Below are 23,713 nucleotides of genomic sequence, written 5' to 3' on the forward strand. Positions count from 1 at the left end.
CATATGCTTTACAACGTCTCCTATAACAATCCAAAAATCAATCGTGAAATACGGGAAAAAGTGGGGAATATGCTCACCTTAAAGGAACGCTGGAAAATTAAGGGTTCTGGATCGCCTAAACTGATCATGACCAGTTGTAGCATACAGATCCATAACCTGATGGTACTGGATAACAACGCAAATACCTGCAACGTCGAGATACGCGAGAAGGGAATTATCGTCAGGTTCAGGTCGTTGTTGGAAACCTACGCACTGCCCATTCCTTTTTATAAACTGACGCTATACAAGGGAAAAGCAGAAGAATACAGCATTTATCTGGACAACTATTTTATTAAAGTGCTTGCAAACCGCAAGAGCATTCACAACTACTTCAATAAGATCCAAAACCTCAAAAACGATCAGGGCTTCACCTATGTGGACGACCTCTAGTTCTTAACAGCTCTGAACCCGCTTGCTGGTGAGTCGCCGCGATATTCTGGGGAGGCAAAATAATTGGTCTGGAAGTATTCTAGATATTCAGATTGTGCTGCTGGCAGTGGCACATCGAAAGAACCGTAAAAGAAATCATCGCCTGTGGGATTGTAGTAGTTGATGTTGTTGATTCTCGCTTTCGCGAAAGCGGAATTATATCTACTCTTCTGCGCAGGAACTAACAAATTAGCAAGTTCAAACTTCGGTACATTTTTCATGCGCTGATTATCGGTAGTCGAGCTAATAATTGACGGCAGTACCAGCAATAAAGCACTTGAAATTATACCGACTCTGGCAATTACCAAGCTGTACTTTCTCAAACTTTTAAAACTGTAAATACATAAAGCAATCGCCGCAGGAATAGCCAACGGCAGGAAAAAACGCGCCTGTGGCGAACTGATTGCCAGCGCAACTGCAAAAAATATAAAGACCCAAAACACAGCAGCAAGTCTTGGTTTTCTGAAGTGGTATATCGCTCCTGCTACACAAGCGACGATCACGAGAAGCAAACCTTTGTTCAGCCAGCCTTCCATTCCTGCATGGTTGAACCATAATAATAATCGTTGCGAAATGTTCAGACCGTTAAGTTCATAAAACGAAACACCATAAGCTTGAGCCATTGTGGCGTCTGTGAAAAACTGCAACATCTCCATTGGAACCAACCAGTCAACATTCCATGATATAAAAGTTAAAGGGAATAAAGGATAACCACTTGCGATGCTATTCTTAACCAAAAACAATCCGCCAAAAACCAGACCTATCAAAAAAAGATGAACGATCGATTTCCATTTGTGTTCTTCAAGTTTTAGAATCATGAAAAGCGGAAATAACCCTAGAAAAACCATCGTGATTTTGAAGTAACAGGCCAGAGCTGTTAAGAGCGATATCATAAATATGTTTTTCCAGTCATGAGGCAGAAACAAGAATTTATAAACGATATAATAACTGAGCAAGATGACTGGAACATCTGGTGAAGGAGCTGTTCCAAGTAGTAACAACAGTGGCATTATGATCGCTAGAAAGTTTCTAAATGCTTTCTGGACAAGCGTTTTTTCATCCTGATTAGGAACAAGTGACCAGAGCATCATCACAAGCGTCAGGAAAGATCCTAGATCATTCAAGTTTAGGTTTAAAAATTCCAGATTAAGTCCAGCCTCCAGTATATGAAAACCACTTTGTTGGGCTAGAAAAAGATGCCAGTTAGCAATTCCATAAACAAGTCCATACTCATCCAGCCATTTGATGGTCTGGATATAATAACTATCATTATCCAGAACATAACCCGACAATGTACCAGTCGCGAGCACCAGCAAAATAACAATAATAGACCAGATCCATTTTGAAAAAGTCCAGCCTGAAATGTTTTTTTGAACGTCAGTAAATCGTGATCTAATTTCTGATTGAACCACAAACACCGAAATACTGCTCAATAAAACCACTAAACCAACAAACCAGAAGTCCAGTCCTGAAAATAAGGACCATATTCCCGCCATGATACTTATAGTTGCAACACCGCACCAGATGATGTCCACAAATGAGACATTCGTCATTCTCACTAGCTTGACAAGCATCAACCCAGTAGGAATAATGACAGCTAACAAGAAAATAAAGTAGAGCAATAGAACGGCCAAAGTTGAATTATCAATTACAGTTAACTATCTACAATACTATGATATTTTAAAATTGGGCTCGAACTGAGGTATAAACAATTTCATTTTCATGGCGACAGTGTAACGTTTTAGACTTTCAATAGTCCAACTACAAACCTAAAAAGACTGGAATGATACTTAGTTTACAAAACGTTTCCAAAACATATAACAATGGCGTAAAAGCGCTTGATGATGTAACCATTAATATTAACGCAGGTATGTTTGGTCTACTGGGACCCAATGGTGCTGGTAAATCTTCATTGATGCGTACCATCGCTACGTTACAAGAACCAGATTCTGGAACTGTTGATTTAGATGGTTTGGATATTTTGAAGAACAAAATTGAATTCCGTAAGACGTTAGGTTATTTGCCGCAGGAATTTGGTGTATACCCAAAGATGAGCGCACATGATCTGCTGCATTATTTTGCCAACCTTAAAGGGATCACCAAAAAATCTGACCGCAACGCCATCGTTGACAAGGCTCTTGAGGTGACCAACCTGACCGATGTAAAGCACAAGCATGTCGCTGGTTATTCTGGTGGTATGAAACAACGCTTCGGTATTGCGCAACTATTACTCAACAACCCTAAACTTATCATTGTCGATGAGCCAACCGCAGGACTGGATCCAGCAGAAAGACATCGATTCCTGAACGTACTTAGAGAAATAGGAACCAACCACATCGTGATTTTTTCTACCCACATCGTTGATGATGTAAAAGAATTGTGTACCGATATGGCCATCCTAAACGGTGGCCGCATTCTAGCACAAAGCACGCCTAAAGGAATGGTTAAGTTATTGGAGAACAAAGTATGGATCACGACAGTAGATAGAGACACTGCAGAGCAACTACAGGAAACCCACAATGTTATCTCCTCTAGTTATAATGAAGACAACAATCTTGTGGTAAGAGTTTACGGTGACGTTAGTCCTGGCGAGGGCTTCCATCCTACTCCAGCATCGCTGGAAGATGTGTATTTCACAACACTAAACAACAACAAGCCTGTTGAATCCCTTGAAACCGTATAAGCATGTTCTCTACCATATTTTCCCACGAGCTTAGAACTTGGTTCCGTAAGCCAATATTTTATGTGTTTGCTGCGCTGTTCTTTATTTTGGGCGGCGTTGTAATGGCTGTTGCCACTGGCGTTTTTAGCAGTGATAATGTTACGGTTACCTCTAACTCCTTTATCAATAGTCCTTATGTAATTTCTGGACTGGTGTCACAACTGGCGCTGTTTTGTTATCTGATGATTCCAACTTTCACAGGAACCACGATTCATCGAGATTTTAAAAACAACATGCATCATGTGTTGTATTCTTATCCCATCAAAAAATGGGAATATCTGTTGGCTAAATTCTCTGCAGGAATCACCATAAACCTCATCTTGATATTCATGGTGGTGATAGGTCTGATGATAGGTGGATATTTACCTGGTCACAATGAACTGTTGTTGGGACCATTCTCCTTCTGGAATTATTTACAGCCATTTTTATTGATTATTATACCCAATGTTCTCTTCTATAGTGCGATCGTGTTTGCTATTATCGTCTTCACGCGCAACATGAACATAGGTTTTATGGCCGTGCTTTGTTTGATTATCATTCAGCTCGTGACTTCATCCTACGTTGATCAAGTCGATGATCCTTTCTGGTTATCGCTTGCAGATCCTTTAGGAAACATAGCTATATCTGAAACTGTAGAATATTGGACTCCTGCAGAACAAAATGAGCGCATGTTGCCTTTTGAAGGAATGATCTTCTGGAACCGTGTGGTATGGGCAGCAATTTCCATCTTGATTCTGGGCTGGGTTATCGCCAGATTCAGATTTGCCCAAAATGCGGTAAGCCTTTTTAAGAAGAGGTCTTCTGGTCGAATGATGAAAGAAAATTACAGCCGTTTGAGCCGTGTTGTTCTACCACAAGTCTCAACAGACTTTAGTTTTAAGGGACAACTATCGACACTCTGGAGTTTGACAAAGGCAGATGTACGGTACATCATTTTCGGCTGGCCGTTTATTATCATTAGTTTCCTGGCGATTGCGCTGACGATGGTGATGATGTTCAACTCGGGACTGATTTTCGGTACACCTATATTACCTAAAGCTTGGGTGATGCTTAGTTCAGAAGCTTCTGCATATATTCTGTTATTTACTTTTTTACTCATTTTCCTGTATGCGGGCTTTCTAATGGATCGCTCTCGAGCTGCGCACATCAACCAGATTGTTGATGTCACACCTACAAAAAGTTGGGTGTTCCTAGTAAGCCAGCTTCTTGCACTGGTCATTATGGTTGCCGTTTTACAAACGCTTCTCATCTTGTGTGGTATCACCTACCAGACCATCCAGGGTTTTGCAGATTACCAGCTGGATCTTTATTTATTTCAAGCTTATATGGTGAATGTTTGGAAATATGTACCGTGGATCTTCATGGCGCTTTTCATACACACGTTGATCAAAAACAAATGGTTGGGACTTGCCACACTCTTAATAATAGGCATTGCCATTCCATTGGTAACATCTGCCATAGGTGTTGATCAAGCTATTTTTGATTTTAATTCCATAGGCGAGCCTAGTGCCTCAGACTTTAGTGGTTATGGTGCTTCGCTAGCTCCTTATTACACGTATCGATTGTACTGGATTCTGTTCGGTATCGTGTTATTAAGCCTTGCGTTGGTGTTCTACAGACGTGGCATGGGATTAGGGTTTATGGAACGTTTCGCTTTCGCGAAAGCGAGATTTTCAAAATCCATTATCGCTACAATCGCAGTATGTTCGGTATTATTTCTGTCCATTGGTGGATACATCTGGAAAATCAATAATGTGGATAATGAGCAACTTTCTGGTAAGGAACAGGAAGAGCTACGTGTGAATTATGAGAAGGAATTGAGCAGGTACAATAATATTCCACAACCTAAACTGATTGCTGTCAATACATACATGGATATATTTCCTGACACTAGGGATTTCAAGGCCGGCGCAACCTACACTATGGTGAATCAGTCAAGCGTTGCGATCGACACGCTGCACATGAATGTGCAGGATTATCCTATTGAGATTGAGCTGGATCGTGAGAATGAGCAGGTGTATGATAATGAAGACTTTCAATACCGCATGTATCGTTTTGCAAACGCGCTGCAACCTGGCGACACGCTGGTTATGAAATTTGACATGCATAACGAGCCCAATAAGTTTCTTGACAACAAATCACCTATTCGTTCCAATGGAACATTTCTAAATAATTCCATGTATCCATCAATAGGCTACAGCGAGCAAGGAGAATTGCGTGATCCAAAAGTACGGGCTAAATACAACTTGCCGCCTAAGGATCGCATGCCAGATCCTGATGCGATAGGCGCCACAGATTATAATTACATAGGTGGTGAGAGCGATTGGATTGATTTTGAAGCTACGGTAAGTACCAGTGCAGATCAAATTGCTATCGCACCTGGTTACTTAATCAAGGAATGGGAAGAAGATGGTCGCAAGTATTACCATTATAAAATGGATGCTAAAATCCTCAACTTCTATTCCTTTATGAGTGGTCGTTATGATGTGAAAAAGGAAATGCACGATGGCGTAAGCCTAGAAATCTACCACCATCCAGATCATACCTATAATCTAGATCGTATGATGAAAGGATTGCGTGAAGGTCTGGATTATTACAACGACAACTATACGCCTTACCAGCATCGTCAAGCACGTATCATTGAGTTCCCTAAGGACTACGGTTCTTTTGCACAGGCATTTGCCAACACGATTCCGTTTAGTGAAGGTGTAGGTTTCATAGCAGATGTGGATGATGATAAGAAGGATGCGGTTGATTATCCGCTGGCGATTACTGCTCATGAGCTTGCACACCAATGGTGGGCACACCAGGTGATAGGCGCCAAAGCTAAAGGAGCAACACTATTGTCTGAAAGTATGTCAGAGTACAGTTCCCTCAAGGTTCTGGAAAAAGTTTATGGAAAGAACCAGATGCGCACCTTCTTGAAGGATGCCATGGATCAATACCTTTCTGGTCGTACCAGCGAGCGAATTAGTGAGAACCCATTAATGTATAACGAGAACCAGCCATACATTCATTATAGAAAAGGATCTGTGGTATTATATGCCATGAGTGATTACATAGGCGAGGACAAGTTCAATGGGGTTGCAAAACGTTTTGCAGAGAAATATCAGTTCAAGAGCGCACCCTATCCTACCTCTGAGGAATTTGTAGCAGACCTTAAAGCAGTTACACCAGATTCTCTACAGTATCTGGTTAGGGATATGTTTGAGACCATCACGCTTTATGATAACGAAGTTGGTGATGCATCGTACCGCAAGCTTGATAACGGTAAGTATGCAGTGACCGTAACGGGAACTGTAAGCAAATATCGTTCTGACAACCTAGGAGATAAGAAATATGCCAGCGTTGCTGGTGATAGCTTGAGCTTCACGCCAGAAGGTGCAAAGAAGGCTATCAATTCTTTACCACTTGCTGATTATATTGAAGTAGGCGTTTTTGGTGCTGAAAATGAAGAAACTGGTGAGAACAAACTGCTTTATCTGGAAAAACGTAAGGTAACCAACATTGATAACAGCTTTGAAATCATCGTAGATGAAGAACCTGTGGAAGCAGGAATCGATCCTTACAATAAATTGATTGACCGTTCTACTACTGATAACCGCAGGTCGGTTTCTGAAAAGAAAGAATAGGTTCGTTATTCTTTAATTTTGAAACGCCGTTCTCTTTGAGCGGCGTTTTTGTTATCGGCTTTTAAGTAGTAGTGATTAGTTGCTATGCTCTATATATAAGGAAACTGGCTTTAGCATTAGTACGAAACCAATGAATTTTCCAAAATGATAGTGAAAGTCTTGCGATAGGGATTGAAGTGGAAATCCTTTTTATCACGCCATTAGCGTGATAAAAAGATTGTAGCGTAAAGCCCGACCAACCCGCCAAAAGCGGGATGGTATCGCCCAAATAATTACCGGTAGAGTGTAAGCTACTTTGGATTTAACAAGAAGCGACATACACCGCGCGCTGCGACGGCTTATCTTTAGAACATGAAGGTATTACTTACAGGTGCGAACGGTTACATAGGCGTGCGATTGTTATATGAATTGCTTAAGGAGGATCACGAGGTGGTTTGTGCGGTGCGCAGTGCCAACCGGCTGTCAGTACCAGATGAGATACGGGAACAGGTAGAGATTATTGAGATTGATTTTCTGGATTTACCTGAGCAGAATCCAATTCCTGCAGATATCGATGTGGCGTATTACCTGATCCATTCCATGACGAGCAGCACGGAAAGTTTTGACAAAATGGAAGCCGATAGTGCTACCAACTTTCTGAACCAGCTGGCTCATACGAGTTGCCAACAGATCATTTATCTATCCGGAATCGTGAATCAGGATGTGTTGAGCAAACATTTGCTTTCGCGAAAGCGTGTTGAAGAAATTCTGAGTGCAAGCGACATTCCTACCACGGTATTGCGCGCAGGAATTATCGTGGGTAGTGGTAGTTCTTCCTTTGAGATCATACGCGATCTATGTGAGAAACTACCTGTAATGATCACACCCAAATGGGTGAATACCAAAACGCATCCCATCGCTATACGCAACGTGATGAGTTTCTTGATAGGCGTGCTGGGACGTACTGAAAGTTATGACCAATCCTATGATATAGGAGGAAAAAATGTGCTCACATACAAGCAGATGATGCAGCAATATTCTGAAAACAGAAAGCTGCACCTGACGATTCTCACGGTTCCCATTATGACGCCAAAGCTGAGTTCCTACTGGCTGTATTTTGTAACCAGTACATCCTATAAACTTGCTCGCAATCTTGTGAACAGCATGTCTGTAGAAGTTGTGGCTAAGGAGAACTCATTACCTTCTGATCTAGGCATTCAACTTTATTCATACAAAGAGGCGCTGGATATGGCATTTGCTAAAATTGAGCAGAATCAGGTCGCCAGTAGCTGGAAAGACAGTATGGTGAGCGGTAGGTTCAAATACAACATTAATAAATTCAAACAGGTACCACAATTCGGTTGCCTACGCGATGCGCAAACTTTTAAAACAGAGAATCCAGAAGAAGCCCTCAATCGCATTTGGGCGATAGGCGGCAAGAACGGCTACTATTATGCCGATTTCCTTTGGAAAATTCGCGGTTACCTGGACAAGCTTTTTGGCGGTGTTGGGTTACGTCGTGGACGTACCAATCAGGATAAGATCCATTCTGGAGACTCATTGGATTTTTGGCGTGTGCTGGTAGCAGACCGACAGGAAAAAAGATTATTGCTTTTTGCAGAAATGCGTGTACCTGGCGAAGCTTGGCTAGAATTTGAGATCGATGATGAAAATGTAGTCCATCAAACAGCTACCTTCAGACCTCTAGGACTTTGGGGACGATTATACTGGTACAGTATGTTGCCCTTTCACTATTTTATTTTTGCCGGAATGATCAAGCATATTGCGACTGGGAAGTAGTCTTGTTTTGGTTAATCAAATACTCGTCTCCATCGAGCCTGATTGTAACACGGTTTCAATATAAGCCACACGATCTTTTAGGCGTTCAAAACTGAGTTTTGCATTGGTAATATCTTGATCGCCTAAAGGATGTTCGTCAAGTTCCTGTAAAATACTTTTGAGCTGAAGATTGCAAAAATCGAAACGGTCCTTTAAATTTTGAGGTCGATCGATTGTTTTTTGCTTCAAGATTCCAACCCACGATAGCGGATACAATATAGCAGCGATCAAAAAACAGCTTGGGATGATGATGATAAATGCCATCAAAATAAAAAACCGAGTGACGTAATTGTCAAAGATTTCGCTAGCATCGTTGTGGTACGCTTCATGACAATGGCCTTTTCCATCCACTGGCTCAAAAGTAGTATCAATGACCCATTCCAAAAACTTCCAATAACCAGCTACCTTACGAACTGGAGATTCATGGTGATTGTAAAACCCGATCCTAGCTGATATAGTGTTATCAGAATTTCCACCAGCTAGGGCATTCCCGAACTGGTCGATGGATAAAAACAAATGAGAAATATACTTCCAGACCGGACTGCTTTTAGTCAACATGATTTTGAATTTAGCCTACGAGTTTGCTACTACCTCGCAAATTGAATAGGTTAAATTACTTAAAATCAGCGTAAAAGAGAAAGCTGTGTTAGATTGCTTTAGGCAAAAAGATTTCTGCCATCATGCAACGTACACTGCCGCCACCTAGTTTCTCGATAGTTTGAATATCTGGATGAATGATCTCGTTGAATCGCTCCAGCTTTTTGATCTGCGCATCGGTTAGGGATTCGTAGGCCTGATTGCTCATGACCAAGAACTTTTTACCGTCCTTATTTTTCACCTGAATCATGTTGCCAGCGAAGCTTTCCACTTGAGCTTCGGTGATGTTAATGACTTCTTTATTCGTGCGCTTGAGATGTTTCAGAACATTTTTGACCTCAGCCTTGCTGTCTATTGCGTCAAGGCAAATGACGGCATATTCTTCACCTAGTGCCATCATCACGTTAGTGTGATAGATAGGTAGACGGGCATCTCCTACGCTTTGGTAAGCAGTAAAAACCACCGGTGTATATTCAAAATCCTCGCAGAACTCAATGAATAAATCCTCATCGGCTCGTGGCGAGATGCTGCAATAGGCGGTTTCATTAGCGCGGTCCAGCAGTAGGCTGCCGGTTCCTTCTAAAAATACTTCTTGATCTTCTGCGCTGGTATAATCCATCACATTCTCGATCATAAAACCGTGCTTTTCCAATGCATCCAGCACTTCAGGTCTACGTTCCAGTCTGCGATTGGGTGCAAACATTGGGTATAAAACTGCGGTACCGTTCTCGTGTGTGGACAGCCAGTTATTTGGAAAAACCGAATCTGGCGTATCGTGTTTCTCGTCATCATTGACTATGATGACGTTGATGTTGTTGTCTTGTAACGCTTTCGCGAAAGCGTCAAACTCGCCCTGCGCTCTCTTATTTGCATCAGCATCTTTGATCTCCTTATGGAACTGTTGATCCTGATAATAATTATTCACTGCAGTCTCCTCATTCATACGGAACTGCACGGGACGCACCATTAGAATGGTATCGGTAATTTGTTTCATTAATCTCTGATTAGGGGCAATGTGGAACAACGCAGTAGACCTTCTTGCTTGGCAATTTCTGCATAAGGGACTTCTTCAACAGTAATGCCATGGCTGCGCAACCAGGTATTGAGTCTAGTAAAGTTACGTTCTGAAATGACGACGTCTGGAGCGATGGAGAAAACATTGGAATTCATGTGATACATTTCTTCTTGAGTAATCTCAAAACAATTGTCAGCACCAAATAAATCAACTAAAAATTGATACTCTTCTTCCTGTAGAAAACCGCCTTTATAAATGATACACTTTCCATTACCAACGGGTTGAAAGCAGCAATCTAGATGCAGCGCATTATTGTATGGGTCCAAGTTGTCTTTGCGTAAGTTGAACGAAACGACCTTTTTATTAGGAAAGGTTTCTCGCAACCATTCAACAGCCTCAACGTTAGTGCGGGCAATGATGTAATCTGCATAGTCAGCACCACGATAAGTCCCTACAAAAATATAATCTCGATGCAACATGACATCGCCACCTTCTATATGAACTTCCTGCGGTGGTCTAATGACATTTTCAGGATGGACTAAATCGATAACGTGTTGTATAGCGAGAAGTTCCTCTTCTCGATCTGGTAAAATATTAGCTTTTACAAATTTATTGTCAATGACAAAACCTATATCACGCGTGAATATCTGATTGCAATCCTCTAGGGTTGTTGGGCGAAATACCTCAACTTCATACTTTTCAAAAACTCTCGCTACGGCATCAATCTCTACCACCATATCCTCTACTTTAGGATAGGTGCCTTCCATAATGTGTTGTCTGGATTTAGGGTCGTAGGCTTCTTTTAGATTTGGTGCCGGTCCGTTACTTCTGGCTGTTCCTAGCACAACGGCACGCAATCTCGAGGTCTCATCTTCTACATGTAAATTCAATCGATTCATGCGGCAAATTTACCACATATTGGCTCTGATTTGTACAATAAATGGCTTGAACCTTATCCTTACGAGTCAGTCATTTAGCTAGATAAACACAAGTTTTAAGCAAAAGAAAAATGATCATTTCTGCAAGATGCAAACCAAAATGAATTAAAAGCAAACAGTTTATAAAATTTCATAAATCGTATTTTTGAGCTAGTTAACTTTTGAAATTCTTTCTATGAAAAAGAGCATCCTATTTGTAGCACTTATTTTGCTTCTATGCAGCCACGATATGTATCTCAAATTAGATTCCTATTTCCTGCAACCTAATACCGAGGCACAGATCCAATTATTCAACGGGACCTTTGAAAAAAGCGAAAATGTAATTGACCGTGATCGCATGCTGGACGCGAGCATCGTCTCGAACGGAAATAGAAAAGCCATAAATGATGATCAATGGACAGAAATGGATACTACTACCACGCTTTTAAATTTCAAAACAGGTGAATCAGGTACTTACGTAGTTGGAGTATCTACTAAAGCTAGAAATATTGAAATGGATGCCGAGGCGTTTAATAGCTATCTAGAACATGACGGTGTGAAGGATATGATTGAAATGCGCCGTCAGAATAATCTAAACGATCAAGATGCCGTTGAAAAATATTCCAAGCATGTCAAAGCCATTTTTCAAGTAGGTGATTCTTTAAGTAACGATTGGAGTCAGCCCTTAGGCTATCCCATCGAGTTTATACCGCTGCAGAATCCATACGAAGTACATAGTGGTGAAAGCTTGCAAGTAAAGTTATTGCGTAATGGTCAGCCTCTCGCAAATCAATTAGTATACGCAGATTATAAGCCATCCATGAATGGGCATACTCATGATAACGATGAAGCAATGCACACGCACGATGGTGGAGAACCTCATTCCCATGGAAACGACGATCATGATCATGATGGGAAAGCAACAACTAATGATCATGAACATACACATAAACACGGTGAGACAGAGCATACTCATAGTCATTCACAAGACGATGCTAACCATAATCATGAACACGCTAACGGTGAAATGGAAAACCATGAGCATGAGCACACACACGGCGATGGCGAGCAGCACAGCCATGATCACGAACACGGTGCTGGAGATTCTCAAGAGAATCACGAGCACGATCATGAAGAAATAGCTTCAGGCGATCAACAAGCTTCTGACGAAGCACATACTCATACCACAGGTCAAGAATTGCGTACTAATGAAAACGGAGAAGTTACCGTTGAACTAGAAGCAGATGGTATTTGGTATTTGCGCACCATTAATTTGGTGACTACCGAAGAAGAAGGTCTTACCCATGAATCCAACTGGGCGACGTTGACCTTTGAAATATCACACGATCATGATGAAGATCAAAACCACGGTCACGATCATGAGGAATCTGAATTTCCAGTATGGATATTTATTGTAGCAAGTGTCGTCGTTGTTGGTGGCTTGTTCTTCTTTTTCAATAGAAAAAAAGGGAATGCTTAACGATCGGACTCGGTTAATTTTAGTGATTGTGTTGACAATGCCACTTTTGGCATTAGCTCACGGCGTGAGTTCTGCAGACCAGGTAACCTTGAATAATGGCGGTTTGATATCTTACATTTATGTAGGTGCAAAACACATGTTGACTGGCTATGATCATCTATTATTTTTAGCTGGTGTTGTCTTTTACCTCAAAGGATTTAAGGACATAGTCAAATTCATTACCGTATTTACGATAGGTCACAGTATTACACTCATCGGCGCTACCTATCTAGGCATAAAAGCAGATGAGCATTTGATAGATGCCGTAATTGCTCTGAGCGTTTTATACAAAGGCTTTGAAAACCTAAAAGGTTTTGAAAGGCTCAACATGAAGTCACCCAATCTTCTGATCATGGTATTTCTGTTTGGATTGATTCATGGCTTTGGATTATCTACGCGTTTGCAATCCTTTGAAACTGGTAAGGAAGATTTTCTTGCCAAAATCGTTAGCTTCAACATAGGTGTGGAACTAGGTCAGGTAATTGCTTTGATTCCCATCGTTTTTTTGATCACTCTTTGGCAAAAGAAAAAAAGTTATGGATCCTTTTATAAAGCGGCTAACGCCTATCTCATCATCGCCGGAATTGGACTGTTTGTGTACCAGGCGTATGGTTATCTAAACTCCTAACGAGCTATGGCTTTAGCACATAATAACTAAGAAGTCTAATGGTAAGTTCGCTTTCGCGAAAGCGATATTGGAAAAACCTCAAAACATAAAAAATCCCGTAGATCAACTACGGGATTTTTTTGCTATGACTTATAGACTTATCTCTCAGAAACCTCTTTGAAAGCTCTGTGAGTTTCTCCAGTATATATTTGACGCGGACGGCCTATAGGCTCTTTATTCTCACGCATTTCTTTCCATTGAGCAATCCAGCCTGGTAATCTACCTAGGGCAAACATTACTGTAAACATCTCTGTTGGTATATTCATAGCTCGATAAATGATTCCAGAATAGAAATCTACGTTAGGATACAACTTACGATCTACGAAATAGGAATCTTCAAGAGCTTCCTTTTCAAGTCCTTTAGCTATGTCAAGAATAGGATCCTCTACACCTAAATCCGAAAGTACTTCGTCTGCAGCTTTTTTGATGATCTTAGCTCGTGGATCAAAGTTTTTGTAAACTCTATGTCCAAAGCCCATCAAACGGAAAGGATCTTCCTTATCCTTTGCTTTACCCATGTACTTCTTAGTATCACCGCCATCTTCTTTAATTGCTTCCAGCATTTCAAGAACCGCTTGGTTGGCACCACCATGAAGTGGTCCCCATAGTGCATTAATACCTGCACTTAAACTAGCAAACAAACCGGCATGAGAAGAACCAACGATACGAACTGTACTAGTAGAACAATTCTGTTCGTGGTCTGCATGAAGAATCAATAACTTATCTAGAGCATTTACTACAGTTGGGTTCAGCTTATATTCAGAGTTAGCTTTTTTAAACATCATCTTCAAAATGTTTTCTACATAACCTAAACTCTCATCTCCATAATCTAAGGGCTGACCTGTTCTTTTTCTTAATGTCCAAGCAACCAAAACTGGGAATTTCCCAAGAATCTTTACGATCGCTTTATACATCTCCTCTTCACTATCAACATTGACTGATGAAGGATTGAAAGCAATCAGAGCACTTGTTAAAGATGACAGTACACCCATGGGATGTGCAGATTTAGGGAATCCGTCTAAGATCTTTTTTAAATCCTCATCTACATGAGAATTAGCCTTTATATCTCGGTGAAATTTATCTAATTGACTCGCAGTTGGCAATTCACCAAAGATGAGCAAGTAAGACACCTCGAGAAAACTTGCCTTCTCTGCCAATTCCTCAATTGAATATCCTCTATATCTTAAAATTCCTTCCTCACCATCTAAAAAGGTAATAGCACTCGTACAACTACCAGTATTTTTATAACCTGGATCAATAGTTACAACACCATTAGTGGATCCACGTAAGCTTTTGATATCAATTGCTCTTTCATTCTCTGTTCCTGTGATGATGGGAAATTCATATTTTTCTCCATCTATATCCAGTATTGCTTTATCTGCCATTGTTTTGTCTTTATCGTTCTCTCAAAAATACGACTGGAAATTATCAAATTGAAATTATATCAATTGATGTTTCGCACTTTAATATAACATTTAGAAGAAAACTTGCTCACTGCTGGCAAACCTTGTCATATTTATAATTTATTGAGTTAATTCTTAGTAGTTCGCTTTCGCGAAAGCGTAATAATCACCAAATCTATTTACATTTAAAAAGCTGGGATCAGTAAGATTTAAGGCAATAAAAAAGCCATCTGAATAGATGGCTTTTTGTTTAAGTTTCAAGAGGTTTTAGGATATCCTAAAAGCCTTTCTTCCTGGGAAATATGCTGAAGAATTCAACTCTTCCTCAATACGTAACAACTGATTGTATTTTGCCATACGGTCAGATCTAGAAGCAGATCCAGTTTTTATTTGTCCCGTACTCAAAGCAACTGCAAGGTCTGCAATAGTATTATCCTCAGTCTCACCACTTCGGTGTGACATTACAGATGTGTAACCAGCCTTGTGAGCCATATTTACAGCAGCGATAGTTTCAGTCAATGTACCTATCTGGTTTACCTTGATAAGGATTGAATTAGCAATGTTTTCATTGATCCCACGAGAAAGACGCTCAACATTAGTAACAAATAGATCATCACCAACAAGCTGAACTTTATCACCAGCAATTTCTGTCAACATTTTCCAGCCATCCCAATCGTTCTCATCCATTCCATCCTCTATCGAGATAATTGGATATTTTGAAGCAAGATCTGCAAGGTATATCGCTTGTTCTTTACTGGTTCTTATCACTCCTTTATCACCTTCAAACTTTGTGTAGTCATATTTACCATCCACAAAGAATTCTGCAGCAGCACAATCCAAGGCAATCATGATCTGTTTTCCTGGTGTGTATCCTGCATTTTTGATAGCAAGTAAAATCGTATCTAGAGCATCCTCAGTACCATCTAATGTTGGAGCAAATCCACCTTCATCACCTACAGCGGTACTCAATCCTCTATCGTGTAGCACTTTTTTCAAGTGATGGAAAATTTCCGTTCCCATTTTAAGCGCCTCGCTAAAAGATTCTGCCTCGACTGGCATTACCATAAATTCCTGAAACGCGATGGGCGCATCACTGTGTGATCCACCATTAATAATATTCATCATTGGTACTGGAAGCGTCGATGCACTCATACCACCTATATATTTGTATAGAGGCTGGTTCAATTCATTTGCTGCAGCTTTTGCGACAGCTAACGAAACTCCTAGAATTGCATTGGCACCTAAATTAGCCTTGTTAGCAGTACCATCTAGATCAATCATGGTCTGGTCAATGAAATTTTGCTCAAAAACTGAAACACCGCGCAATTCATCAGCAATAGTTTTATTGACATTGTTTACGGCTTTAGAAACACCTTTACCCATAAAGTCACTACCACCATCACGCAGCTCTACTGCCTCATGTTCACCTGTAGAAGCTCCAGATGGAACTGCTGCTCTACCCAAAACACCGTTTGCTGTAATTACATCTACCTCTACGGTTGGATTCCCACGGGAATCAAAAATTTGTCTTGCGTGAACATCTATTATCGTACTCATATTGCTTGTTTTTTAGTTGATTGAATTAATTCTATAAACTGATCAAAAAGGTAAGTGGCATCATTAGGTCCTGGACCTGCTTCTGGGTGATATTGAACTGAAAAGCAAGGTTTATTCTTAATTCTGATTCCGGCTACGGTTTGATCATTTAAATGTGTGTGTGTGATTTCTATATCAGGATTTGATTCTGCGTCTGATTTGTCGATCGCAAAACCATGGTTTTGGGAGGTGATTTCACCTTTACCAGACTGAAGGTTTTTTATAGGATGATTTATACCACGATGACCATTATGCATCTTATAGGTTTTAATACCATTTGCTAATGCTATAATTTGATGACCTAGACATATGCCGAAAAACGGTTGATTTTGATCTAATACTTTTCGCGCAAGCGTTATAGCATCTTTTAATGGCTCTGGATCACCAGGCCCATTGGAAATAAAATAACCATCCGGTTCAAACGCTGCTAATTCTTCGTAAGAACTATCATAAGGAAACACTTTGATGTAACAATCACGACTAGCTAGGTTTCTTAAGATATTAGTTTTTATTCCCAAATCCAAGGCAGCAATACGATAGGTAGCATCTTCTTTACCGAAGTAATAAGATTCCTTAGTAGAAACCATGGAAGCTAACTCTAAACCTTTCATGGAAGGAGTTTCGGAAAGTTCTTTTTTGAGAGCATCACGATCGTCGACCCTTGAAGAAACAATTGCATTTTGTGAGCCATGTTCCCTAATGTGTGCGACTAATGCTCTAGTATCAACATCAGAAATGATGGTGAGATTTTGTTTCTGCAGAAATTCAGCTAAAGATGAAGTTGCTAGTGGTCGCGAGAAATCGTCAGAGAAGTTTTTACAAACTAAGCAAGCTATCTTAACTGAATTTGATTCTAAGTCTAAATCTGTAGCTCCATAATTTCCTATGTGGGCGTTTGTAGTTACCATGATCTGACCGTAGTAGGATGGATCTGTAAAAATCTCTTGGTAGCCTGTGGTGCCTGTATTGAAACAGATCTCGCCTGTTGCTGTACTTTCTGGACCAACCATTTTGCCATGGAAAACGGTACCGTCATTCAACAGAATGATTGCGTCTTTTTTCTCTAAGTATGCCATATTTCAAAAATAATGATAAAAAAAAAGGATCAATGCCGAAACATTGATCCTTTTATAATTCTTTATGAAGTGTGATTTTTACTCTTCTTCATTTTTTGCTTCAGTAGTTTCCTTTTTAGGCGCTTCAGCTTTTGCTTTTCCACCACGACGACTACGTCTTGTAGTTTTCTTAGCGTCACCACCAGCCTTATATACTTCATTATAATCGACCAACTCGATCAACGCCATATCTGCATTGTCTCCTAGACGGTTACCTAACTTGATGATTCTAGTATATCCACCTGGACGATCACCTACTTTTGAAGCTACATCTCTAAACAATTCAGTTACTGCCTCTTTACTACGCAATTGCGAGAAAGTCAAGCGGCGGTTGTGAGTTGTATCAGATTTTGACTTTGTAATAAGTGGCTCCACAAATTGCTTAAGCGCTTTTGCCTTTGCAACCGTTGTATTAATACGCTTGTGTTCGATAAGGGAACAAGCCATATTTGAAAGCATTGCCTTACGGTGTGCCGTCTTTCTACTTAAATGATTTACTTTTTTTCCGTGTCTCATTGTTTCCTATTTCTACAACTAGGTGAAAACCTAGTCACGGTCTAATTTATATTTTGAGAGATCCATACCGAAGTTTAAACCTTTCACATTTACCAACTCTTCCAATTCAGTCAAAGACTTTTTACCAAAGTTTCTGAACTTCATCAAATCGTTCTTGTTATAAGAAACAAGATCACCAAGAGTTTCAACCTCTGCAGCTTTCAAACAATTTAGTGCACGAACAGAAAGTTCCATGTCAACTAATTTTGTTTTAAGCAACTGACGCATGTGAAGACTTTCTTCATCATAAGTCTCGGTTTGAGCTATCTCATCTGCTTCAAGAGTGATTCTCTCATCAGAGAACAGCATAAAATGGTGAATCAACGTCTTGGCAGCTTCAGTTAAAGCGTGCTTAGGATGAATACTACCATCAGTGATAATTTCAAAAACTAACTTTTCGTAGTCAGTCTTTTGTTCAACACGGTAGTTTTCAATACTGTATTTCACATTCTTGATTGGAGTAAAAATACTATCGATAGCAATAGTACCTAATGCTGCTCCGGTATTTTTATTCTCCTCTGCAGGAACGTAACCCCTACCTTTTTCTATTGTCAACTCAAGATTCAGGTTAATAGAAGATTCTGTGTTACAAATTACCATTTCTGGATTCAAGACTTGGAAGCCTGAAATATATTTTTGCATATCTCCAGCTGTAAATTGATCCTTTCCAGAGAAAGAAACATTAACAACTTCACTATCTACCTCGTCAATCTGACGTCTGAATCTAACTTGTTTGAAGTTTAGGATGATTTCTGTAACATCTTCAACCACTCCTTCGATTGTTGAGAACTCGTGATCAACACCTTCAATTCTGATAGATGTTATTGCGAATCCTTCCAATGAAGAAAGTAATACTCTTCTAAGAGCATTTCCAACGGTCAATCCATATCCTGGTTCTAAAGGTCTGAACTCAAACTTACCTTCAAAATCGGTTGAATCGATCATGATTACTTTATCCGGCTTTTGGAAATTTAATATTGCCATAAGAATAATGTGGTTAAAAATTATTTAGAATACAATTCAACAATCAGTTGTTCCTTAATGTTTTCAGGAATCTGAATTCTTTCTGGAACAGAAACATAAGTACCAGACATACTGGACTTGTTGAATGTAATGAAATCATACACGTGCTCATTGGATGATAATGCATCATCAATGGCTGTAAGAGATTTTGATTTTTCACGAACGGCGACTACATCGCCAGCTTGTAATTGGTAGGATGGAATATTTACCAACTGACCGTTAACGGTAATGTGTCTGTGAGAAACGAGTTGTCTTGCACCTCTTCTGGTACGAGCCATTCCCATTCTGTAAACTACATTATCAAGTCTGGATTCTGCAAGTTGAAGTAGGACTTCACCTGTAATTCCAGAACTACGCACAGCTTTTTCGAACATCAATCGGAATTGCTTTTCTAGAATTCCATAAGTGTACTTAGCTTTTTGCTTTTCCTTAAGTTGTACCGCATATTCAGACTCTTTTCCACGTCTTCTTGCGTTACCATGCATTCCTGGAGGATAATTTTTCTTCTCCAGTGCTTTACTAGGGCCAAAAATTGGTTCTCTGAATCTACGAGCAATTTTTGCCTTAGGACCTCTATATCTTGCCATTATAAAATTGTTTAAAAGTGATGTACTGTGAATTCAGGTCTATATCCTTCAGCAGTCTGATAATCACCAGATATTATTAATTAATTATACTCTTCTTCTCTTTGGAGGACGACATCCATTGTGTGGCAATGGTGTAACATCGATTATCTCTGTTACTTCAATTCCCGCATTGTGGATAGTTCGTATAGCACTCTCACGTCCATTACCTGGACCTTTTACATAAGCCTTAACTTTTCTAAGACCAGCCTCGTGAGCTACTTTAGAAGCATCCTCTGCTGCAAGTTGGGCTGCATAAGGAGTGTTCTTTTTTGAACCTCTAAAGCCCATCTTACCAGCAGAAGACCATGAAATGACTTCTCCTTTTTTATTTGTAAGCGATACAAGTATATTGTTGAAAGAAGATGAAATATGAGCTTCACCGACGCTCTCAACAATTACTTTACGCTTTTTTGCTACTGTTTTAGACTTTGCCATATCAGTTACTTATTATTTAGTTGCTTTCTTCTTGTTAGCAACAGTCTTACGTTTTCCTTTACGAGTACGAGAGTTATTTTTAGTGCGCTGACCTCTTAGTGGAAGTCCAGATCTATGACGAATACCTCTGTAACATCCTATATCCATCAATCGCTTGATGTTAGTTGATGTTTCTGAACGTAATTCACCTTCAATAGTAAACTCACCAATAGCATTACGGATCTTACCGATCTCATCATCATCCCATTCGCTTACTTTTTTATCAACACCTACACCGGTCGACAAAAGTACCTCTTGAGCTCTACTTTTACCTACACCATAGATGTAAGTAAGTGCTATCTCTCCTCTTTTATTTTTAGGTATATCTACCCCTGCAATTCTAGCCATAGCTTAACCTTGTCTTTGTTTAAATTTTGGGTTCTTTTTGTTGATAACGTAAAGACGACCCTTACGGCGTACGATTTTACAATCTGCACTTCTTTTCTTTATCGATGCTCTAACTTTCATATCAATATCTATAAGTAATCCTTGCCTTAGTCAAATCGTAAGGACTCATTTCTAATTTAACTTTATCTCCAGGAAGTAATTTTATATAATGCATGCGCATCTTTCCTGAAATGTGCGCTGTAACAACATGACCATTTTCAAGCTCAACGCGAAACATTGCGTTTGATAAAGCTTCAATTATCGATCCATCTTGTTCTATCGCTGATTGTTTAGCCATAATTATGCTACTGCTTTTCTGTTTTTCCCGGTCTTAATAAGACCATCGTAATGTCTGTTCAATAAATATGAATTGATCTGTTGCATGGTATCTATTGCGACACCAACCATAATCAACATAGATGTTCCACCATAAAACAATGCCCATGATTGCGTAACTCCCATTAGGGAAACAAATGCCGGAACTATTGCTATCAAAGCAAGAAATATAGATCCAGGCAACGTAATCTGCGACATGATTCTATCCAAATATTCTGATGTTTCAGTTCCTGGACGAATTCCTGGAATAAAACCACCATTTCGCTTCAGATCATCTGACATCTTATTAGTAGGTACTGTTATCGCTGTATAGAAATAAGTAAATACAATAATTAATACAGCAAAAACCAAATTATACCAAAAACCAAATATATCACCAAATGCTGTTGCAACTGATGTTGCCCAATCTGACTCCAATTGACCTAAAGCTTGTGGAACAAACATTAAGGCCTGTGCAAAGATGATAGGCATTACACCTGAAGCATTTAATTTCAATGGAATATATTGTCTTGAACCAAATACATTTTTTTCATATCCACCAGAAGCTGTTCTTCTAGCATACTGCACTGGAATTTTTCTCACTGCCATAACGAGCATAATACATGCCAGAATGACCAATAGCCAAATTACTATTTCTATAATGATGACAAACGGTCCACCAACACCTTCCCAACGGGATACAAACTCCTGAGCAAATGCTTGAGGAAGTGTCGCAATGATACCAACCATGATCAATAAGGAGATACCGTTACCGATTCCTTTATCAGTAATTTTTTCACCTAACCACATAGCAAATACACATCCTGTGACTAAGATAATGGTACCTACAACAAGAATTAGTGTTTGATTGTCGATAAGGTAAGCCTCAGGTGGTACACCTAAAGAACCTAAACTCAACAAATAACTAGGAGCCTGAACCAAACAAATACCGATGGTCAACCATCTTGTAATCTGATTAATTTTACGTCTTCCTGATTCACCTTCCTTTTGTAGCTTCTGTAAATAAGGTACCGCTATACCCATTAATTGAACAACAATACTTGCAGATATATAAGGCATAATACCCAAGGCAAATACCGAAGCGTTAGCAAATGCTCCACCTGTAAATGCATTAAGTATTGAACCAATTCCACCACCTTCAAAGTTGGAAGCAAATCCTGCTAATTTGGTGGAATCGATAAAAGGCAAAACAACTTGAGCACCAAAACGGTACACAAGCAGTAAACTGAAAGTCATAAGAATACGATCTTTCAGTTCCTCAATCTTCCAGATATTTTTAATTGTATCAATTAACTTCATTGGGATTGATTATGCAGTTTCTATTTTACCGCCAGCCTTTTCTATGGCAGCTTTCGCGGAAGCGGTAAACTTATGAGCTGTAATATTTAGAGTAGATTTTAGTTCTCCTCTTCCAAGAATCTTCACAAGATCATTCTTATTAACAAGTCTTTCTCTTATCAAATCCTCTACAGTTACGGTGTCGCTTAATCTACCTTCAGAGTGATAGGCTTCTAAGGTATCAAGATTAATACCCTTATAATCCTTACGATTAATATTGGTGAAACCAAACTTAGGTACACGTCTTTGAAGTGGCATTTGACCACCTTCAAAACCAATCTTTTTAGAATAACCAGAACGAGACTTAGCTCCTTTATGACCTCTTGTTGCTGTGCCACCTTTACCAGAACCTTGTCCGCGACCAATAATCTTAGCAGACTTCTTAACTGAACCTTCAGCAGGTTTTAAATTATCTAGACCCATCGTACTTATGCTTTTTCTACAGTAACTAAGTGAGACACCTTTGCAATCATTCCCATGACAGCAGGTGAATCATTATGCTCGACTACTTGATTCATTTTGTGCAAACCTAAGGCTTGCAATGTTTTTTTCTGACGTGCGGTGCGATTAATTGCACTACGCACTTTCTTGACGTGTAATTTTGCCATGATGCTTATCCGTTAAATACTTTATCTATTGAAACACCTCTTTGCTTTGCCACTGTCGCTGCATTACGCAACTGCAATAAGGCATCAAAGGTAGCTTTTACTACGTTGTGAGGATTGGATGAACCTTGATTCTTTGAAAGAACGTCATGTACACCTACCGCTTCCAGTACGGCACGTATTGCACCACCTGCGATAACTCCTGTACCCGTTGCTGCTGGAAGCAATAAAACTCTAGCACCACCAAACTTACCCTTTTGTTCATGAGGTATCGTTCCTTTTTGTAAAGGTATGCGAACAAGGTTTTTCTTAGCGTCTTCAACAGCCTTAGAAATGGCTTCAGAAACCTCTTTAGATTTCCCAAGACCATGACCTACTACTCCGTTTTCATCTCCAACCACTACGATTGCAGAAAAACCAAAGGCGCGACCACCTTTTGTTACTTTAGTAACACGTTGAACACCAACAAGGCGATCCTTAAGATCTAATCCACCTGGTTTAACCGTTTCAATATTTTTATACTTCTGATACATTACGTAAATCTTTCTAATTAAAATTTCAAACCGCCTTCACGAGCTCCTTCAGCTAGAGATAGTACACGACCATGATAAAGATATCCACCTCTATCAAATGATACTGACTCTACACCTGCCGCTTTAGCCTTCTCAGCAATTTTTACTCCAACTTCCTTTGCAGCATCCTTCTTAGGTGCAGCAGATTTCAACTCACGTGAACTTGCTGAAGCAATCGTTATTCCATCTACATCATTAATTACCTGAGCATAAATTTCTTTATTACTACGATAAACTGATAGACGTGGACGGTTTGCAGTACCAGAAACTGTTTTTCTGATTCTACGACGGATCTTTTGTCTTCTAACTGACTTTGAAAATGCCATAA

Annotated in this window: 26 protein-coding genes; 6 read left to right on the plus strand and 20 right to left on the minus strand. The window is 39.8% G+C overall.

Annotation, left to right across the window (positions count from 1 at the left end; genetic code table 11):
* Positions 1-3 precede the first annotated feature (3 nt).
* On the plus strand, positions 4-429 hold the full coding sequence (locus BLO34_RS08210; protein ID WP_090754337.1) for a hypothetical protein: 426 nt from the start codon (positions 4-6) through the stop codon (positions 427-429).
* Here BLO34_RS08210 and BLO34_RS08215 read toward each other — a convergent pair.
* A complete protein-coding gene (locus BLO34_RS08215; RefSeq protein WP_410503916.1) occupies positions 426-2,102 on the minus strand; it encodes an LIC_10190 family membrane protein in 1,677 nt (558 codons plus the stop codon). The two genes, BLO34_RS08210 and BLO34_RS08215, sit on opposite strands and share 4 nt — an antisense overlap.
* 149 nt (positions 2,103-2,251) lie before the next feature.
* Between BLO34_RS08215 and BLO34_RS08220 the strand changes: the two genes are divergently transcribed.
* The 3 genes from BLO34_RS08220 (at position 2,252) to BLO34_RS08230 (ending at position 8,601) form a co-directional block, all read left to right on the plus strand.
* Positions 2,252-3,151: an ABC transporter ATP-binding protein gene (locus BLO34_RS08220; RefSeq protein ID WP_090754340.1), complete on the plus strand. Its 900-nt coding sequence runs from the start codon at positions 2,252-2,254 to the stop codon at positions 3,149-3,151.
* Between the two features lie 2 nt (positions 3,152-3,153).
* Positions 3,154-6,822 (plus strand): ABC transporter permease/M1 family aminopeptidase, encoded by a 3,669-nt coding sequence (locus tag BLO34_RS08225; RefSeq protein ID WP_090754342.1) that lies wholly within the window; start codon positions 3,154-3,156, stop codon positions 6,820-6,822.
* A 351-nt stretch (positions 6,823-7,173) separates the two neighbouring features.
* A complete protein-coding gene (locus BLO34_RS08230) occupies positions 7,174-8,601 on the plus strand; it encodes an SDR family oxidoreductase (protein ID WP_090754344.1) in 1,428 nt (475 codons plus the stop codon).
* Positions 8,602-8,616: 15 nt separating this feature from the next.
* Here BLO34_RS08230 and BLO34_RS08235 read toward each other — a convergent pair whose 3' ends face one another.
* The 3 genes from BLO34_RS08235 to BLO34_RS08245 form a co-directional block, all read right to left on the minus strand.
* Positions 8,617-9,198, minus strand: coding sequence for a hypothetical protein (locus tag BLO34_RS08235; protein WP_090754346.1), 582 nt, complete (start codon positions 9,196-9,198; stop codon positions 8,617-8,619).
* 88 nt (positions 9,199-9,286) lie between these two features.
* On the minus strand, positions 9,287-10,231 hold the full coding sequence (ctlX, locus tag BLO34_RS08240; protein ID WP_090754348.1) for a citrulline utilization hydrolase CtlX: 945 nt from the start codon (positions 10,229-10,231) through the stop codon (positions 9,287-9,289).
* On the minus strand, positions 10,231-11,151 hold the full coding sequence (locus BLO34_RS08245) for a dimethylarginine dimethylaminohydrolase family protein (RefSeq protein WP_090754351.1): 921 nt from the start codon (positions 11,149-11,151) through the stop codon (positions 10,231-10,233). Before BLO34_RS08245 ends, ctlX begins: the two co-directional genes overlap by 1 nt.
* A gap of 214 nt (positions 11,152-11,365) precedes the next feature.
* Here BLO34_RS08245 and BLO34_RS08250 point away from each other — a divergent pair, with 214 nt between their 5' ends.
* On the plus strand, positions 11,366-12,649 hold the full coding sequence (locus BLO34_RS08250) for a DUF4198 domain-containing protein (RefSeq protein ID WP_090754353.1): 1,284 nt from the start codon (positions 11,366-11,368) through the stop codon (positions 12,647-12,649).
* On the plus strand, positions 12,642-13,316 hold the full coding sequence (locus BLO34_RS08255; protein ID WP_090754355.1) for a HupE/UreJ family protein: 675 nt from the start codon (positions 12,642-12,644) through the stop codon (positions 13,314-13,316). Before BLO34_RS08250 ends, BLO34_RS08255 begins: the two co-directional genes overlap by 8 nt.
* A 137-nt stretch (positions 13,317-13,453) precedes the next feature.
* Here BLO34_RS08255 and BLO34_RS08260 read toward each other — a convergent pair whose 3' ends face one another.
* The 16 genes from BLO34_RS08260 to rplR all read right to left on the minus strand — a co-directional run bounded on the left by BLO34_RS08260 (position 13,454) and on the right by rplR (position 23,711).
* Positions 13,454-14,740: a citrate synthase gene (locus tag BLO34_RS08260; RefSeq protein WP_090754358.1), complete on the minus strand. Its 1,287-nt coding sequence runs from the start codon at positions 14,738-14,740 to the stop codon at positions 13,454-13,456.
* A gap of 153 nt (positions 14,741-14,893) precedes the next feature.
* A complete protein-coding gene (locus tag BLO34_RS14775) occupies positions 14,894-15,019 on the minus strand; it encodes a hypothetical protein (RefSeq protein WP_262492253.1) in 126 nt (41 codons plus the stop codon).
* Between the two features lie 6 nt (positions 15,020-15,025).
* Entirely contained in the window at positions 15,026-16,315 is a 1,290-nt protein-coding gene (gene eno, locus BLO34_RS08265; RefSeq protein WP_090754361.1) for a phosphopyruvate hydratase, read from the minus strand.
* On the minus strand, positions 16,312-17,430 hold the full coding sequence (gene carA, locus BLO34_RS08270; protein ID WP_090754364.1) for a glutamine-hydrolyzing carbamoyl-phosphate synthase small subunit: 1,119 nt from the start codon (positions 17,428-17,430) through the stop codon (positions 16,312-16,314). Before carA ends, eno begins: the two co-directional genes overlap by 4 nt.
* A 78-nt stretch (positions 17,431-17,508) precedes the next feature.
* Positions 17,509-17,985 carry a 50S ribosomal protein L17 gene (rplQ, locus tag BLO34_RS08275; RefSeq protein WP_090754366.1) on the minus strand — a complete coding sequence of 159 codons (477 nt, stop codon included), beginning with the start codon at positions 17,983-17,985 and terminating at the stop codon, positions 17,509-17,511.
* A 30-nt stretch (positions 17,986-18,015) separates the two neighbouring features.
* Entirely contained in the window at positions 18,016-19,008 is a 993-nt protein-coding gene (locus tag BLO34_RS08280) for a DNA-directed RNA polymerase subunit alpha (protein ID WP_090754369.1), read from the minus strand.
* A gap of 20 nt (positions 19,009-19,028) precedes the next feature.
* A complete protein-coding gene (gene rpsD, locus BLO34_RS08285) occupies positions 19,029-19,634 on the minus strand; it encodes a 30S ribosomal protein S4 (RefSeq protein ID WP_090754371.1) in 606 nt (201 codons plus the stop codon).
* A gap of 84 nt (positions 19,635-19,718) precedes the next feature.
* A complete protein-coding gene (gene rpsK, locus BLO34_RS08290) occupies positions 19,719-20,108 on the minus strand; it encodes a 30S ribosomal protein S11 (RefSeq protein ID WP_055412083.1) in 390 nt (129 codons plus the stop codon).
* A 12-nt stretch (positions 20,109-20,120) separates the two neighbouring features.
* Positions 20,121-20,495, minus strand: coding sequence for a 30S ribosomal protein S13 (gene rpsM / locus BLO34_RS08295; RefSeq protein WP_090754374.1), 375 nt, complete (start codon positions 20,493-20,495; stop codon positions 20,121-20,123).
* 3 nt (positions 20,496-20,498) lie between these two features.
* Positions 20,499-20,615 carry a type B 50S ribosomal protein L36 gene (gene ykgO / locus BLO34_RS08300; protein ID WP_015361145.1) on the minus strand — a complete coding sequence of 39 codons (117 nt, stop codon included), beginning with the start codon at positions 20,613-20,615 and terminating at the stop codon, positions 20,499-20,501.
* Between the two features lies 1 nt (position 20,616).
* On the minus strand, positions 20,617-20,832 hold the full coding sequence (gene infA / locus BLO34_RS08305) for a translation initiation factor IF-1 (RefSeq protein ID WP_015361146.1): 216 nt from the start codon (positions 20,830-20,832) through the stop codon (positions 20,617-20,619).
* Positions 20,833-20,834: 2 nt separating this feature from the next.
* A complete protein-coding gene (secY, locus tag BLO34_RS08310) occupies positions 20,835-22,169 on the minus strand; it encodes a preprotein translocase subunit SecY (RefSeq protein WP_090754376.1) in 1,335 nt (444 codons plus the stop codon).
* A 9-nt stretch (positions 22,170-22,178) separates the two neighbouring features.
* A complete protein-coding gene (rplO, locus tag BLO34_RS08315; protein ID WP_090754378.1) occupies positions 22,179-22,631 on the minus strand; it encodes a 50S ribosomal protein L15 in 453 nt (150 codons plus the stop codon).
* Positions 22,632-22,636: 5 nt separating this feature from the next.
* The gene (rpmD, locus tag BLO34_RS08320) at positions 22,637-22,816 is read right to left on the minus strand and encodes a 50S ribosomal protein L30 (protein ID WP_090754380.1); all 180 of its coding nucleotides are present in this window, start codon (positions 22,814-22,816) and stop codon (positions 22,637-22,639) included.
* Positions 22,817-22,821: 5 nt separating this feature from the next.
* Positions 22,822-23,346 carry a 30S ribosomal protein S5 gene (gene rpsE / locus BLO34_RS08325; RefSeq protein ID WP_055412078.1) on the minus strand — a complete coding sequence of 175 codons (525 nt, stop codon included), beginning with the start codon at positions 23,344-23,346 and terminating at the stop codon, positions 22,822-22,824.
* A 17-nt stretch (positions 23,347-23,363) separates the two neighbouring features.
* Positions 23,364-23,711 carry a 50S ribosomal protein L18 gene (gene rplR / locus BLO34_RS08330; RefSeq protein WP_090754383.1) on the minus strand — a complete coding sequence of 116 codons (348 nt, stop codon included), beginning with the start codon at positions 23,709-23,711 and terminating at the stop codon, positions 23,364-23,366.
* Positions 23,712-23,713 lie beyond the last annotated feature (2 nt).

It is taken from the genome of Nonlabens sp. Hel1_33_55 (assembly GCF_900101765.1).
Classification (GTDB): Bacteria; Bacteroidota; Bacteroidia; order Flavobacteriales; family Flavobacteriaceae; genus Nonlabens.